The 14,024-nt window shown below is 65.8% G+C and carries 12 protein-coding genes; 5 read left to right on the plus strand and 7 right to left on the minus strand.

Annotated features, from left to right (window positions below; translation table 11 throughout):
- The first annotated feature begins 22 nt into the window (after positions 1-22).
- Entirely contained in the window at positions 23-907 is an 885-nt protein-coding gene (locus AL3_RS09280; RefSeq protein ID WP_066299776.1) for an Fpg/Nei family DNA glycosylase, read from the plus strand.
- A gap of 152 nt (positions 908-1,059) precedes the next feature.
- On the opposite strand, the gene AL3_RS09285 is transcribed toward AL3_RS09280, so the two are convergent.
- The 4 genes from AL3_RS09285 to AL3_RS09300 form a co-directional block, all read right to left on the minus strand.
- Positions 1,060-4,746 (minus strand): S8 family peptidase, encoded by a 3,687-nt coding sequence (locus AL3_RS09285; RefSeq protein ID WP_083521618.1) that lies wholly within the window; start codon positions 4,744-4,746, stop codon positions 1,060-1,062.
- Positions 4,747-5,156: 410 nt separating this feature from the next.
- On the minus strand, positions 5,157-5,990 hold the full coding sequence (gene thiD / locus AL3_RS09290; RefSeq protein WP_066299778.1) for a bifunctional hydroxymethylpyrimidine kinase/phosphomethylpyrimidine kinase: 834 nt from the start codon (positions 5,988-5,990) through the stop codon (positions 5,157-5,159).
- Positions 5,991-6,053: 63 nt separating this feature from the next.
- Positions 6,054-6,536: a hypothetical protein gene (locus AL3_RS09295; protein WP_066299780.1), complete on the minus strand. Its 483-nt coding sequence runs from the start codon at positions 6,534-6,536 to the stop codon at positions 6,054-6,056.
- On the minus strand, positions 6,529-7,299 hold the full coding sequence (locus AL3_RS09300; protein ID WP_066299783.1) for a TetR/AcrR family transcriptional regulator: 771 nt from the start codon (positions 7,297-7,299) through the stop codon (positions 6,529-6,531). Before AL3_RS09300 ends, AL3_RS09295 begins: the two co-directional genes overlap by 8 nt.
- A 225-nt stretch (positions 7,300-7,524) precedes the next feature.
- On the opposite strand from AL3_RS09300, the gene AL3_RS09305 reads away from it, so the two are divergent.
- Positions 7,525-8,259 (plus strand): queuosine precursor transporter, encoded by a 735-nt coding sequence (locus AL3_RS09305; RefSeq protein ID WP_066299788.1) that lies wholly within the window; start codon positions 7,525-7,527, stop codon positions 8,257-8,259.
- A gap of 67 nt (positions 8,260-8,326) precedes the next feature.
- Here AL3_RS09305 and tgt read toward each other — a convergent pair whose 3' ends face one another.
- The gene (gene tgt / locus AL3_RS09310; protein ID WP_083521619.1) at positions 8,327-9,700 is read right to left on the minus strand and encodes a tRNA guanosine(34) transglycosylase Tgt; all 1,374 of its coding nucleotides are present in this window, start codon (positions 9,698-9,700) and stop codon (positions 8,327-8,329) included.
- A 126-nt stretch (positions 9,701-9,826) separates the two neighbouring features.
- On the opposite strand from tgt, the gene AL3_RS09315 reads away from it, so the two are divergent.
- Entirely contained in the window at positions 9,827-10,879 is a 1,053-nt protein-coding gene (locus tag AL3_RS09315) for an FUSC family protein (protein WP_066299792.1), read from the plus strand.
- 79 nt (positions 10,880-10,958) lie between these two features.
- On the opposite strand, the gene AL3_RS09320 is transcribed toward AL3_RS09315, so the two are convergent.
- Positions 10,959-11,831: a DUF6707 family protein gene (locus tag AL3_RS09320; RefSeq protein ID WP_066299794.1), complete on the minus strand. Its 873-nt coding sequence runs from the start codon at positions 11,829-11,831 to the stop codon at positions 10,959-10,961.
- Positions 11,832-11,889: 58 nt separating this feature from the next.
- Positions 11,890-12,429, minus strand: a complete 540-nt coding sequence (locus AL3_RS09325; protein WP_066299800.1) for an NUDIX hydrolase family protein — start codon at positions 12,427-12,429, stop codon at positions 11,890-11,892.
- A 116-nt stretch (positions 12,430-12,545) separates the two neighbouring features.
- Between AL3_RS09325 and AL3_RS09330 the strand changes: the two genes are divergently transcribed.
- Both AL3_RS09330 and AL3_RS09335 read left to right on the plus strand, forming a co-directional pair.
- Positions 12,546-13,139, plus strand: a complete 594-nt coding sequence (locus AL3_RS09330; protein WP_066299802.1) for a YdeI/OmpD-associated family protein — start codon at positions 12,546-12,548, stop codon at positions 13,137-13,139.
- Between the two features lie 9 nt (positions 13,140-13,148).
- Entirely contained in the window at positions 13,149-14,021 is an 873-nt protein-coding gene (locus tag AL3_RS09335) for a class II glutamine amidotransferase (protein ID WP_066299803.1), read from the plus strand.
- Positions 14,022-14,024 lie beyond the last annotated feature (3 nt).

Consider the following 14,024-nt stretch of genomic DNA (forward strand, 5'->3'; position numbering starts at 1 on the left):
CCGCAGCGTTTAGGGTGTAGCCATGCCTGAGATGCCCGAAGTGCAGGGACTCGCTGATTTCCTGCGGACCAAGCTCATTCCGGAGGGTGCACCGCCCGCGGTTATTTCCGACGTCGAAGTGCTGTCCTTCTCGGTTCTGAAGACCGCCGAGGTGCCGCTGGATGCCTTGGCTGCCGGTCCGGTGACCGGCGTCGAGCGCCGCGGCAAATTCCTCATCATCACCGCCGGGGGAGTGCACCTGGTGATACACCTCGCCAAGGCCGGCTGGCTGCGCTGGTCCGATGCGCTGAAGCCCGGGCGGCTGCGTCCCGGCAAGGGCAGGATGGCGCTGCGGGTTCGGTTCGCGCCTGATCCGGACGGAAAGGAGCCCGGCTTCGACCTCACCGAGGCCGGCACCAAGAAATCCCTGGCGGTCTACCTCGTCCGGGACCTTGCTGATGTTCCCGGCATCGCGCGGCTGGGGCCGGAAGCGTTCGACGTCGACTATGAGACGTTCGCGGACCTGGTCGCCTCGCACCGCGCCCAGATCAAGGGCCTGCTGCGGGACCAGTCGGTGATTGCGGGCATCGGCAACGCCTACAGCGACGAAATCCTGCATGCCGCGCACCTCTCACCGTTCGCGAACGCCGCCAAACTCAAGCCGGAGGAAGTGCAGCGGCTGTACCAGGCGATGCGGGCCGTGCTGGAATCAGCGATCGAGAATGCTGCCGGGCGTCCGGCAGCTGAGCTGAAGGATTCCAAGCGCCGGGCGCTGCGTGTGCATGCCCGGACCGGTGAGCTCTGTCCGGTCTGCGGCGATACCGTCCGGGAGGTGTCCTTTGCCGACTCCTCGCTGCAGTACTGTCCCACCTGCCAGACCAACGGGAAGCTGCTCGCTGACCGGAGGATGTCGAAGCTGCTGAAGTAGCCCCGAACACTGTGTGGGCCCCGGATTTCTCCGGGGCCCACACAGTTTCCGCACTTTTAGCTAGTCAGGCCGGTGCTCAGATCGAGCGCGGCCGGTGTCCCAGCCATTTCCGGCCATTACCGGCGGCCATTACTTCAGCCGTGCCCGCCCGTTCAGGGCCTGCCTCCACCATGGCCTCCACCATGACCACCACCGTGGCCGCCGCCGTTGCCGGGCTTGCCGCACTTCTGCGCCTCAAAGGCAGCCGTGTAGCTGGCCTTCTCGGGCTTGCCCTTGCCGGTAAAGGTGTAGTTCACGGTGACTTCGCCGGCCTTGATCGAGGAGTCCTTGGTCTTGATGACCACGGTCTTGGACTGGCCCGGGTTCAGGTTGTTGGCTTTGGCCGACCCGTACCTGGACTTAACCTCGACGTTGGCTTTCCGGGTGCCGTCGTTCTTCACGGTCACGGCAATCTCGGCGCCGGACTTCGTGCACTTGCTCACGGCGGACACCGGGCTGACCGGAGCCGGGGCCGGAACCGTAACCGGCAGCACCTCGGCCCGGCCGCCCAGACCGGCGGTGCCGCTCAGGTCGCCCGTGCCGTTGTGCAGGTGCAGGAACAGTGCCGAGGCCTCGGTGGTGTCCTTGCTCCGGTTCACCGTGAGCTTGCCGCCGTCGACGTCGGCGAACAGGGCATCCGCTGAGCCGCCGGAGAACCACAGCGCCGGATTGGCGGCGTCGAACTCGATGAACTCCGTGGAATCCACCGGAACCGTGGTTCCGGAATCATCCACGTTGTACAGGCTCCAGGTCACCACTTTGTACTGGATCGGCAGCGACTCCGCCGCCGGATCCAGACCCAGGGCCGGAAGGCTGACCGGAAGGGTCACCGTGTTGGAGTCGAAGGTGTTGGAGTCCACGTTGCCGAGCAGGCCGTTGGCCCCGGTTTGGTCCACCAGGGTGCGTGAGCCGTCCGCGTTCAGACGGTAGGTGTTCACCAGCACCAAGTCCAGGTCATCGGCACGGCCGGTAGCCACGAGGTAGTCAGCCGTGCCGTCCTTGTTGGTGTCGATCTCAACGTTGACCTCATTGTGCCCGCCCAGGATGGGCCAGTTCTCCCACGTGCTCAGGCCGAAGTTCAGCACAGCATCTGCGGGGTCACCGCCGCCGGCCTTCACAGCCGGAAGGGTGGAGGACGCGCCCACGGCCGAAAGGTCCATGGCCTTCATGGAGTCCAGCGCCAGGTTATCCAGCTTCGGGCTCTGTCCGCCCAGGACCAGCGGCGAAACCAGGGACAGGTAGGTCGAAGCGTCCGAGCCCTGCACCAGATCGCGGCCGGTCAGCGTCACGTCCGACGCCAGGGCCTCGGAGTCATCGAAATCGATGCCGGTGCCGGCGCTCATGTCAGACGTCGGCTTCGGCGCCGTGTACACGGGCACCCGCAGCGTCGGAATGCCGCTGCTGGCCAGCTGGACGCGTCCGGAGACATCGGCCAGGAACTGGCGCGGCAGGCCCAGCTGTTCGGTGTCTGCAGCGGGGTCGATGGTTTTGGCCAGGGCCGCGGGATCGGTGACCGTGAGCGTGACGTCCACGGTGGCCTTGGCGTTCGCGCCCACGCTGACGCTCGGAGCCGTGGTGATCTCCACCCCGGGCATCGTCGACGCCGGCAGGTAGCTGACGTCGAAGGTGCGCGGGGCGTCCGACTTGTTCTGGACCGTCACCTTGCGGGTCACCGTCAGGGCCTCGGCACCGAGTTCCAGCACCCCGAAGTTCACGCTGGTAAGCGTCGGGTCTTCGGAATCGTAGGCCAGGACCTTGGAGTTGACGGCGTCCAGGACATCCACGCGGCCGGAGCCAACACGGTTCGGGCCGTGCACGGCGCCGTTGGCGGCCAGGACGTCATGGGTGGCCGTGTTCATGATGGTGCTCTTCACTTCGTACGGCGTGTAATCCGTCGCCGCATACATCAGTGCGGCGAGGCCAGCCACGTGCGGTGTGGCCATCGACGTTCCGGATTTCACCGAGGCGGCGTTTCCGGAGCCCACATTGGCGGAGCCGATCGAGGAGCCGGGAGCGGCGACGTCGGGCTTCACCACACCGTTGGAACCATGCAGGCCGCGCGAGGAGAAGGAGCTCACCGAATCCAGCGAATTCGACGGACCGGTGGCGGTACCCATGTAGCCGGGATCCAGGCGCAGGCTCAGCTCGCCGGAGACGGCAGCTGGACGCAGCCGGTCGGAGGCCTCGCGGTTGAGCTGGATGCCCGGGATGGCCGCGTTGCCACCAATACCGGCGTCGAACACATCGCGCGGGGAATCCAGGACGACGCCGGTCGCCCCCGCGGCCTGGGCGTTGTTGAAGCGGGCCCCCGAACCGCAGGGGAACGCACCGCTCTCTTCCCACTGGATCCAGACCCATTTACCGGTCAGGGAACCGGCGGGGAACGCCGAACAGCCGAACTTGTTGTCAGCCGGAGCCGCCACCACGCTGCCGGTGAGCCGTTCGGGCGTCACCGCCGGATCGGAGTAGTTGAAGTTGGCGGAGTACTGACCCGCAGCGGAGCCCTTCAGCTCTTCCGGGGCCAGGACGTCGGCACGGTCAAGCGAGATCTGCGAGCCGATGGAGCTTGCGACCGTGAGCGCGGACCGGGCGTTTCCGGGCGAGCCGCCCACGTTGTAGACGTCGCCGGCGTTGCCGGAGGCGACCACGGACAGGATGCCCTGCTCGGTCAGCTTGTCCACAATGTCGTTTTCCGGGTCATCGACCGGAGCGTAGTCGGAGCCAAGGGACATGTTCACGACCTGCGCGCGGTCGGAGAAATCGCCGTCGCCGTTGGGGTCCAGTACATAGTCCAGAGCCTGGCCGACGACGTCGGAGGAGCCGGTGCAGCCGAACACGCGGATGCCGACCAGCTGGGCTTCGGGAGCCGAGCCGGGGCCGATCCGCAGGTCATTGACGGTCTGCGCGGTCAGGGAGGAGAAATCGCCGTCGAACGTGGTGCCGTCGGCGTTGGTCCCATATCCGGCGGCGGTGCCGGCGACGTGTGTGCCGTGGCCCTGGCAATCCAGCGGGTTGAGGTCCGGCTTGGGGATCGGCTGGTAGTCCGCGGCGGTCGGGTCGGCGTTGTAGTCATCGCCCACCAGGTCATAGCCGCCGATGAACTTGTCCGGATCGATCAGGCCGCTGGCGGCGTCGGGAATGCCGGGCGAGGCCTGGGCAGCTTCAAACGCCTCCACCGTGCCGGGGCCGCCGAAGTCGCTGTGGGTGTAATCGATGCCCGTGTCCAGCACGGCAATGGTGATGCCCTTGCCGGTCTGCTGGCGTTCCACCCAGGTGTTCAGTGCCCGGGTGTCGATGTCTGCACCCTTGTTGTCGATCGTTTTGGGCACAATCCGGGTGATCTTGGCGACGTCGCCGCGGTCCGCCAGCGCTTTGATCGCTTCAGCGTCTCCGACAATTGCCACACCGGGCAGGGAGTTGGTGGTGGTGTAAATGGTGCTGGCAGATGCTTCCTGGGCCACTGACTCAGCCTGGGATTCGATGTCCGCCCGGATCTGCTGGACCCGCGGTGTATCCACTACCGGGTCCTGCTTGCCTTCCTTCACGGCCTCCGGCTGGGTCTGTTCAAAGGCGCCTTCGCCGGTGAACTGGACGTAGACAGAGACCTCTCCGCTGATGCCGCGGAGGCTCGGGGAAACCTTTTGCTCCGCAAATTTCTCGACCGCGAACCCCTGGGCCGCGTTCTCCGTCCCGGTGCCTTCGGTTGCCTGGGCCGGTAGGCCCAGTCCTGCTGTGAGTGCCAGGCCGGCGACGGCGGCAGTTGCCACCACTCCCGGCCTGCGATGAATGGACCGTCTCATTGTGCTCCTTGAACATTTCCGCCGCGTGCTGCCGGAGAAACGCCGTCAGAGACCTGTTGCACTAGAGACCTGAACCGCCGCCCGCCGGCTGCTGACACACGTGACAGCTTTCCGTTGTGCCCCCAACCCCCGTTGTGGGGTGTCAGCTATGCACCTTCGGCCCCCAAATGCCCGCAGCCGTAGGCACACCCTAAGCGAGCATTTCGGCAGGTCAAAGGTTCACGGTTTTGGGCCGCGATTCGCTCAGCGGCTCTTGACGGGAACGGCTGTGCAGGGCTTAAATCGCGGACTGAGCTGGCGCGGAGGGACGGAGCCCACGGGAAAAGCTCCGGACGTTCACGGGAAAAACGAAACGGACGGCGGCACCGTTTCCGGTGCCGCCGTCCGCCGTAGTCAGGGACTTGAAAGGGTTAGAGCGCCGGGCCGCTGCCCGCGCCGCCCTGCCAAAGGGCATCGAACGGTGTGTGGGAGGAGACCCGGTTCCGGATGCCTTCGGTGACGAACGCCTTGGCGGTGCGGGCAGCCTCGAGCGGTGACGCACCCTTGGCCAGTTCGGCAGTGATCGCTGCGGCGAGCGTGCAGCCGGCACCGCTGACGGCAACGTCACCGACCTTCGGCGCGCGCAGCACCTCCATGGTCTGGCCGTCATAGAAAACGTCGACGGCGTCGTCGCCTTCCAGCCGCACCCCGCCCTTGGCCAGCACGACGGCGCCGGAGGCTTCATGGATCCGGCGGGCCGCTTCCTGCAGGTCCTCGACGGATTCGATGGAATCCATGCCGGAGAGGGACAGGGACTCGAAGTGGTTAGGGGTCACGAACGTAGCCAGCGGAAGGATCTGGGCCTTGAGCGCCTGGTCGGTGTCCAGGGCAGCGCCCGGTTCCTGCCCCTTGCAGATCAGGACCGGGTCCAGCACGATGTTCTTCCAGTCCTGGCTCTGCAGTGCCTTGGCCACAGTGTCGATGGTGGCGGGCGTGCCAAGCATGCCGATCTTCACGGTTTCCAGGTCATAGGCCGTCTGAATGGCCTCGAGCTGGTCCGCGATGACCTGCGGTTCCACCGGAACGAAGCGGTGGTTCCAGTTGTCCTTCGGGTTGAAGGAAACAATGCAGGTCAGGGCAGCGATGCCGTAGGTGCCCAGTTCCTGGAACGTTTTGAGGTCTGCCTGTGCGCCCGCTCCGCCGGTGGCTTCCGAGCCGGCAATGGTGAGCGTGACGGCCGGAGCCGAATGTGTGTGTGAAGACATGTTTCCATCTTCTACCTTTAGCGGGGCGGGCCGCCACCTGCGACATGGCCGGAACGGAACGCGTCAGGCGCGGACATCCATCAGACGCCATACGGCAAGCCGTCCGATGGCGGCCGAGCAGCCGATCGCCAGTGCCATCAGCAGCGGCACCCCGATGGATCCAGCGATCAAGCCGATGACCAGCCAGGCCAGCAACAGGGGCACCACGAAAAACGCGAGGACGTGGAGCCACTGATTGGGTACGCCCCGCAGCAGCAGCCCCAGTGCCAGTCCCACCGGTGCCGCAGTGAGCAGGCCGAGACCTCCGGCATAAAAGGCAGCGATCACGATGATCCACAGATAACCCCAGAAATCACGGGAGGTGCCCCAGCCGATGGCGATGGTGGCCATCGCTGCCACCAGCAGGCAGGCGATCGCGTAACCGGTGCCGAATGCGATGGGGCCGAAGGTCACGCGGGGGGTCCGGACCAGGTGCCTTTCCGGCGCGCGGGTGCTGCTGGATGGCCCGGCTGGATCGACGTCGTCGTCGTCCGCAGTTTCAGTCATGTGATCGCGCTCCTCGCAGCAGCTTCACCACATCTTCCACAATATTCCGGACAACCGGTAGGCGGGAGAGGATCACCAGCTTTGCGACCAGGGGAGCGATGTTCGCCACCAGCCGCCTGGAGCGGGCCTGCCCGGGGGAGGAATCATAAACCCAGAACAGGGTGACGCCCATGTGCACGAGCCACAGCAGCTCCGGCAGATCATCCCGAATGGCCAGCGGCGGCTGCGGCCGGGCGGTCTGGACGGCCTGCCGGTACACGGCAATCGACTTACCGCGGCCGATCTGGGCGGCGTCCGGTGCGGGGGCCGGGTCGGATGCGGGGGCCGGGGCCTCCGGCTGGGCTTCGGGGGAAGCTGCCGCCGTCGTCGTACCTGCTGCCGCCGCCGTCGCGCGGGCCGCGTAGCGGGTGCCGCCCGGAACCGGCAGGGCGGCGTTCTTTAGGAACTGGTGGCCCAGGCCGTGGTACGGGGACAGGACATCGAGGTTGGCCAGCAGGATCACCCGGAGGTGCTCGCCGAGGTTGTGTCCCTCGCGCAGCAGGGGCAGGGCAACGGAGCGGTGTTCGTCCTGCAGTGAGCGGTAGAGCTCTGCCACGAGCGCGTCTTTGGACTCGAAGTAGTAGTACGCGTTGCCAACGGAGACCCCGGCGGCTTCGGCGATACCGCGCATGGTGGTGCGCTCGTATCCCTGTGCGCGGAAAAGCGCTGTTGCGGTCTCGACCAGCCGTTGCCGGGTGGTTTCGCTCTTTGCCCCGGCGGCCATCGAACTCCTGTTCCTACTTCGTCATCGACATTAGAACACAGTTTTGAACAGGTTCAGAAATGTGACGCGTGCAGGCTGGGAGGCTTCACTGAAGGAATCCGGAGCCCCGGCGGGAGCGAAACATGGCAGAATGAACGCTGGTCCTTTGGGCCGCCCGGGACAGCGGGCAAGTGCTAATACAGCCGGCGAAAGCTCAGGCGAACCACTAACCGAACGGGAATACCCATGTCTTCATCAACCCCGGGCGCTGCCGTCCAGGCGCCTCAGGCTCCGAGCTACGCCTCGCGCGGCAGCTCCCATTACGATCTGATCCTCACCCTCATGTGTGTGGTGATCATCATCTCCAATATCGGGGCTTCCAAGGGTGTGGTCCTCGGCCCGATTTTCGGAGACGTCAGCATTGTTACCGACGGCGGTTTCTTCCTCTTCCCGCTGGCCTACATCCTTGGCGACGTCATCAGCGAGGTGTACGGATTCAAGGCTGCCCGCCGGGCCATTTATATGGGCTTTGCGATGGCCGCATTTGCGGTGCTGGCGTTTGCGGTGATCATTGCACTGCCAGGGTTCGACGACGATTTCGGGCTCGAGAAGCAATCGGCACTCGAGGTGGCGCTGGGTCCGGTCTGGCAGATCGTGGTTGCCTCACTGCTGGGCTTCCTGGCCGGGCAGCTGCTGAATTCGCTGGTCCTGACCCGGATGAAGGCGAAGTTCAAGGAGCGTGCCCTTGCGGGCCGGCTGATGGCTTCCACCGGTGCGGGCGAGTTTGCCGACACCCTGATTTTCTGTGCGATTGCCGCACCGGTGATCGGCATCAGCGACGCCGGCCAGTTCGTGAACTACGTGATCTTCGGCTTTGTGTACAAGACGGCCGTGGAGTTCCTCTTCGTCCCGGTGACCTCTGCCGTGATCAAGGCGATCAAGAAGCGGGAGCCAACCTATGGGCAGGTTTCTGCTAGCTGAGCTGGGCCGAGCAAGTGCACAGCTCCCCGGGCTTCAGCTCAGCTAGCAGTACCTGAAGGCTGTCCTGCTAGCTGTAGTACTTGCCCAGGACCTCGTCCTTGAACTCGAAGAACGTGCCGTCCTCGAGGGCCAGCCGGGCGTCGTCGACCAGTTTCACGGTGAAGCGTTCGTTGTGGATGGAGATCAGCGTGTGGCTGACCATCTCATTGGCCTTGAACAGGTGCTGGATGTACGCACGGGAGTAGTTGGCGCAGGCGTAGCAGTCACAGCCGTCCACCAGGGGGCCGAAGTCGCGCTTGAACCTGGCGTTGGAGAGGTTTTTCCGGCCGTACGGCGTGTAGAACGCGGAGTTGCGGGCCACCCGGGTGGGGGAGACACAGTCAAAAGTGTCCGCGCCGTTCTCGATCGCCGTGAAGATGTCATCCGGCTCGGAAATGCCCAGCAGGTGCCGGGGCTTCTCCTCCGGAAGTTCTTCGCTGCACCAGCGGACAATCGTGCCGAGGTTTTCCTTCTCCAGGGCCCCGCCGATTCCGAAGCCATCAAAGTCCATGGCCCCGAGGTCGCGTGAGGCCTTGCGGCGCAGGTCCTCGTACTGGGCTCCCTGCAGCACTCCGAACAGTGCCTGGTACGGGCGGTGCGACCGCTCCTCGGTGAGGCGCCGGTGCTCGATGATGCAGCGTTCGGCCCAGAGCCGGGTGCGCTCCAGCGAGCGTTCCTGGTAACCGCGGGAGTTCAGCAGGGTGGTCAGCTCATCAAACGCGAACATGATGTCGGCGCCGATCTTGTGCTGGACCTGCATGGAGATCTCCGGCGTGAAGCGGTGCTTGTCCCCGTTGAGGTGGGACTTGAACCACACGCCGTCGTCGTCAATGTGGGCCAGGCGTTCCTTGCCGGGAGCGACGTCGTCATCCGCCCCGGTGGCGTGGGTGGTGCCGTCGGCATTCATGTTGATGACCTTCTTGAACCCGGCGCCCAGGCTCATGACCTGGAATCCGCCGGAGTCTGTGAAGGTTGGCCCGGACCAGTTCATGAACTTGCCGAGGCCGCCGGCTTCGTCCAGGATGTCCGCGCCGGGCTGCAGGTACAGGTGGTAGGCGTTGGCCAGGACCGCCTGGGCGCCGAGCTCCGCGACCGATTCGGGGAGCACCGCCTTTACTGTGGCCTTGGTGCCTACGGCGATAAACGCCGGCGTCTGGATTTCGCCGTGCGGGGTGGAGATGGTGCCGGTGCGGCCCTGGAACTCACCGCCGTTGGCCTGGGTGCGGGACGCTGAGTCGGGAGTGGTTTCGCGCAGGCGCTTACCGAGGGCAAAGGAAAAACCAGTGGAGGACACCCCTCCATTTTGCCTTACCCGGACAGCGGGCGGTCCGGTGAGAGGTGAGGCCGGCTGAAGGACAGGCAACCCCTGTCTGGCGGGCGAGACCTGTCCCACAGAAAACATTGGCTGTCAACGACGAAGCGTAAGGTTGGTTGGTGGGATTTTGGCTCCTGCCCGGCTGGCCTGCTCCCGCCAACCGACCCCTCATTTCCCGGACTCCCGGATGACAGAAAGGCCGTTGAAGTCCCCTTGAAGCACCTGCGCGAAATGTTCAGCATCGCTCCCGCCCAGAACGACCATCATGCGGGGATCCGCTGCGGCATCGGCGTTGGGGTTCCGCTGTTCACCCTGCTGCTGCTGGGCCGGATCGATCTGGCCATCTTCGTGGCCTTCGGCGCCTTTACCGGAATCTACGGCCGGAACGAGCCGCACCGGCAGCGCCTGGGACACCAGCTGCGCGCGGGAGCGCTGATGTTCGCGGTCATCCTGGCAGGGGCACTGACTTCCCGGCTGGGCCTTGATGCCTGGGGGATCGTCCTGGGCACCACCGTGGTGGCCGGGCTCGGCACGATCGCCACCGGCTTCTGGCGGCTCCGCCCGGCAGGGTCGCTGTTCCACATCTTCGCGTACGCGGCCATTTCCTCGGTCCCGGGCCAGCCCCCGCTGTGGCAGGCGCTGCTGGTGGCTGCGTTGACCATTGCCTTCGCGGTCCTGCTCGGGTTGTCGACGATGGCCTGGCCCCGGTACCGGACCGAGTGGGTGAAGCCCGTCCGGCCGCGGTTCTCCCCGGCCCAGCGCAAAACCATATATGTCGACGGCGCCCTGTACGCCACCGCGGCGGCGGCGGCCGGTTCCATTGCGACACTGCTGGGAATCGGGCACAACTACTGGGCGATGGTCGCTGCCACGGTGCCGCTGGTCGGGGCCACACTCCGGAACCGGATGCACCGCGGGCTGAACCGCGTCCTCGGCACATTCGGCGGACTCGCCGTTACCGCGGCCATCCTGCTGGTCGGACTGGCACCCTGGCAGCTGGTGCTGGTGATTGCGGTGTTCCAATGCTGCGCGGAGCTGTTTATCGCCCGCAACTACGCACTGGCCCAGGTGGTCATCACCCCGCTGGCCCTGCTGAGCACGGAGCTTTCCCATCCCAGCAATCCTGCGCTGCTGATTCAGGACCGGGCGCTGGAGACCGTGATCGGCGCCGCCGTCGGCATGGCGCTGGTTGCGCTCGTGCAGGTGCGGACCACGCGGATCCGGGCAAGAAACACCGGCAGGGCTGAGGCTGGCCCGGTCGCGTGAGGCCGGGCGCCGGTCCGCGCCGGCGGTCCGGGTGTTATAGGTCCAGGCGCTGACGTTCCAGGTGTTAAAGGTCCAGCCGCTAAAGGTCCAGGTTGAGTCCGCGGATCGCGCTGAGTTCGTTGCGGATCCGGCGTTGCAGTTCGGCGTCGCTGTAGGCCTGTGATCCGCCGTGGGCGCGCAGGTAGAGCAGGGTGTTCAGCCGCAGAATCCGCCAGTCGCGTTCGCTCAGCTCATCACCGGCTTCGGCCGCGCGCTGGACTTCCCGGTCGTAGAGGTTCGGTTCGTTGAGCTGGCGCTGCAGCAGTTCCGCGGAAAGCTTGGCCTTCAACGGATCGGATTCGGCGTGGTCACCGGCGCGCACTGCCTGCGCGTAGGCGGTGGAGGTCTCCAGATCGCCGGCGTCGTGGGTAATGTGCGCGGCCAGGGACAGTGCGCCCTGAATCCAGTTCCACCGTCCGTAGTTACCGTCGAATCCCAACCCGGTGATCAGTCCGCACACCGCCAGGGCGTTGTCCGCATCCCCCAGATCGACGTAGAGGGTGTACGCCAGGTCCCGGACGTCCTGCAGGTTGCTGCCAGCTTTGACGTTCAAGCCGCGGCTGAGCCGGGTGATGATTTCCTTGACCGTGCGGTCATCCGGGTGGGCAGCTTGGGCCGCTGCCAGGACCGCGGCATAGGTTTCCTCATCCGTGGGAACGCTGCGGACGGCTTCGGACGCATTCTGTTCCGGCGCCGGGGCAGCCACCCGGACCACCGAACCGTAGGCGATGCGCAGCGTGCCGCCGTCTTCCAGCTCGGCAAGCACCAGTGCGGGGGTGCCGAAGTCGTCTTCCTCGATGCGCAGGTTCGCCAGCGGGGCCAGGGTCAGCTCATCCAGCACCAGTTTCTGCCCCGGAACGAGCAATTCGGCATTGACCCGGAAGGCATACGTATCCGGCACACTCTCTGACATGGCTGTTCCCTTTGCGGTTGGTGCATCGACCCCCAGTATATAAAGACTTGGTAACGCCCTACCGGCCCCAACCGGCGGTTGCGAGAGCCTGGCGCAGCAGATCGCCCCGGCCGCCGGAAAACTCCGAATAGACCGCCGGGCTCAGCGCCTCTTCGGGCGTCAGCCAGGACAGTTCCAGCGCGTCCTGCCGGGGATCGCACTCGCCCGTGACGGGAATCAGGTACGCCAGTGCGACGGCGTGCTGGCGTTCGTCGGTCAGTCCGGTCTGCGAGGGGGAGGGGAAATACTCGGCGACGGTAAAGGGAACCAGGCTGGGCGGGAGCTGGGGCAGCGCCATGGGGCCGAGGTCCTTCTCCAAATGCCGCAGCAGGGCCGCGCGGATCGTTTCGCGGTACATGACCCGGCCGGAGACGAAGGTGCGCACCATCTGTCCTTCCGGCGTCGCCTGCAGCAGCAGTCCCACTTCGGTGACGTACCCCAGCGGATCGCACCGGACCGGTACGGCTTCCACGTAAACCATGGGAAGCCGCTGTCTGGCTTCGTGCAGGTCCTCCTCCGAAAGCCAGCCGGGATACGGGTCAGGAGTGCGTACGTTCATAGGAGTGTTCTACCGCAAAGCTGCAGCAGGAGTCATTCGACGCGCTCCGCTTCGGCCAAGGGCTGAACTGCCTCCCAACCTTTCAGCCGGTACCTCCGGGGCCTAGGATTAGGCGCATGAAGCCCGAGCTCCCGGAACTGCTGCTCCCCGATGCAGCAGCATGGCGGGACTGGCTGGAAGAACATCATCTGCTCTCGGCCGGCGTCTGGCTCGTCGTTGGGAAACAGGGCGGCAGCGTCACGGCGCTCACCCGGCAGAGTGCGCTCGACGAAGCGCTGTGCTTCGGCTGGATCGACGGGCAGGCCGCACGCCGGGACGAGGAAACCTACCTCCAGCGCTACACCCGGCGGGGGCCGCGCAGCGTGTGGTCGCTGCGGAATGTGGGCCATATCGGCAGGCTGGAGGCAGCCGGCCGGATGCGCCCGTCGGGACGCGACGCCGTCGACTCGGCAAAGGCGGACGGGCGCTGGGACGCGGCCTACGCCGGGCCGGCCGATACCGAGGTGCCCCAGGACCTGCTGGACGCCATCGCGGCCGATCCCCGGGCGCAGCAGATGTTCGATGTGCTCTCCTCGCAGAACCGCTTCGCCCTGGCTTACCGGCTGGGCCGGCTCAAGACGCAGGCCGCGCGGGAGCGCAACATCGCAGGTTTCGTGGAGATGCTCAGCCGCAGAGAGACGTTCTATCCGCAGAGGCAATTCCCCGACTAGGAGTCCACCATGTGCCGGCTTTTCGGAATGCACGCAGGTCCCGCCCCTGTCAGCGCAACGTTCTGGCTGCTGACGGCGCCGGACAGCCTAGCGGAACAGAGCCACAGGATGGCGGACGGGTTTGGGCTCGGAGTGTTCAATCCGGAGGGCAAGGCCGTGGTGGACAAGGCACCGATCGCTGCCTATGAAGACCGCGCCTATGCCGCCGCGGCCCGGAAGCTGAAAGGCACCACCTTCATCGCGCATGTCCGATACGCCAGCACCGGGGGCGACACCGCGGTGAATACGCATCCGTTCCTGCAGGATGACCGGTTGCTGGCCCACAACGGGGTGGTGGAGGATCTGGACCGGCTGGATGACCGGCTGCGGCAGCTCGAGGTTATGCACATCGTCAAAGGAGAAACGGACAGCGAACGCGTCTTCGCCCTGATCACCGGGCTGGCCCGGCAGAACGGCGGCGACCTGGGGGCGGCCATCGAGGAGGCCCTGACCTGGATTGCGCAGAATCTCCGGCTGTACGCAGTGAACCTGGTGCTCACGACGCCGACGGACCTTTGGGCCGTGCGCTATCCGGATACGCATCCGCTGTACGTTCTGCAGGAAGGCGCGGATTCGCCCCATCACGGCAAGCACACCACCCGGATCAGCGTAAAGAGCGACGAGATGGAGCAGAACCAGGTTCCCGCGCTGCTGGTGGCCACCGAGCGGATGGATGAGAATCCCAACTGGCGGCTGCTGGACGCCGGTGAGGTGCTGCATGTGGACCGGGACCTGGCCGTCCGGCGGTCCTTCCCGCTGCCGGAGCATCCCCAGCATCTGCTCACCCTCGCGGACCTGGATCCGCACGCCGCCGCTTCGCAGCACCCGCTGAAGACAGCCTGAGCG

The organism is Arthrobacter luteolus NBRC 107841 (genome assembly GCF_001552075.1).
GTDB lineage: Bacteria > Actinomycetota > Actinomycetes > Actinomycetales > Micrococcaceae > Arthrobacter_B > Arthrobacter_B luteolus.

Bases quoted from the DNA above. Each gene is read 5' to 3' on its own strand.
- AL3_RS09295 (WP_066299780.1), bottom strand. From the start codon at position 6,536: ATGACTGAAACTGCGGACGACGACGACGTCGATCCAGCCGGGCCATCC.
- AL3_RS09285 (WP_083521618.1), bottom strand. From the start codon at position 4,746: ATGAGACGGTCCATTCATCGCAGGCCGGGAGTGGTGGCAACTGCCGCC.
- AL3_RS09320 (WP_066299794.1), bottom strand. From the start codon at position 11,831: ATGTCAGAGAGTGTGCCGGATACGTATGCCTTCCGGGTCAATGCCGAA.
- AL3_RS09305 (WP_066299788.1), top strand. From the start codon at position 7,525: ATGTCTTCATCAACCCCGGGCGCTGCCGTCCAGGCGCCTCAGGCTCCG.
- AL3_RS09335 (WP_066299803.1), top strand. From the start codon at position 13,149: ATGTGCCGGCTTTTCGGAATGCACGCAGGTCCCGCCCCTGTCAGCGCA.
- tgt (WP_083521619.1), bottom strand. From the start codon at position 9,700: ATGTTTTCTGTGGGACAGGTCTCGCCCGCCAGACAGGGGTTGCCTGTC.
- thiD (WP_066299778.1), bottom strand. From the start codon at position 5,990: ATGTCTTCACACACACATTCGGCTCCGGCCGTCACGCTCACCATTGCC.
- AL3_RS09300 (WP_066299783.1), bottom strand. From the start codon at position 7,299: ATGGCCGCCGGGGCAAAGAGCGAAACCACCCGGCAACGGCTGGTCGAG.
- AL3_RS09280 (WP_066299776.1), top strand. From the start codon at position 23: ATGCCTGAGATGCCCGAAGTGCAGGGACTCGCTGATTTCCTGCGGACC.
- AL3_RS09325 (WP_066299800.1), bottom strand. From the start codon at position 12,429: ATGAACGTACGCACTCCTGACCCGTATCCCGGCTGGCTTTCGGAGGAG.
- AL3_RS09330 (WP_066299802.1), top strand. From the start codon at position 12,546: ATGAAGCCCGAGCTCCCGGAACTGCTGCTCCCCGATGCAGCAGCATGG.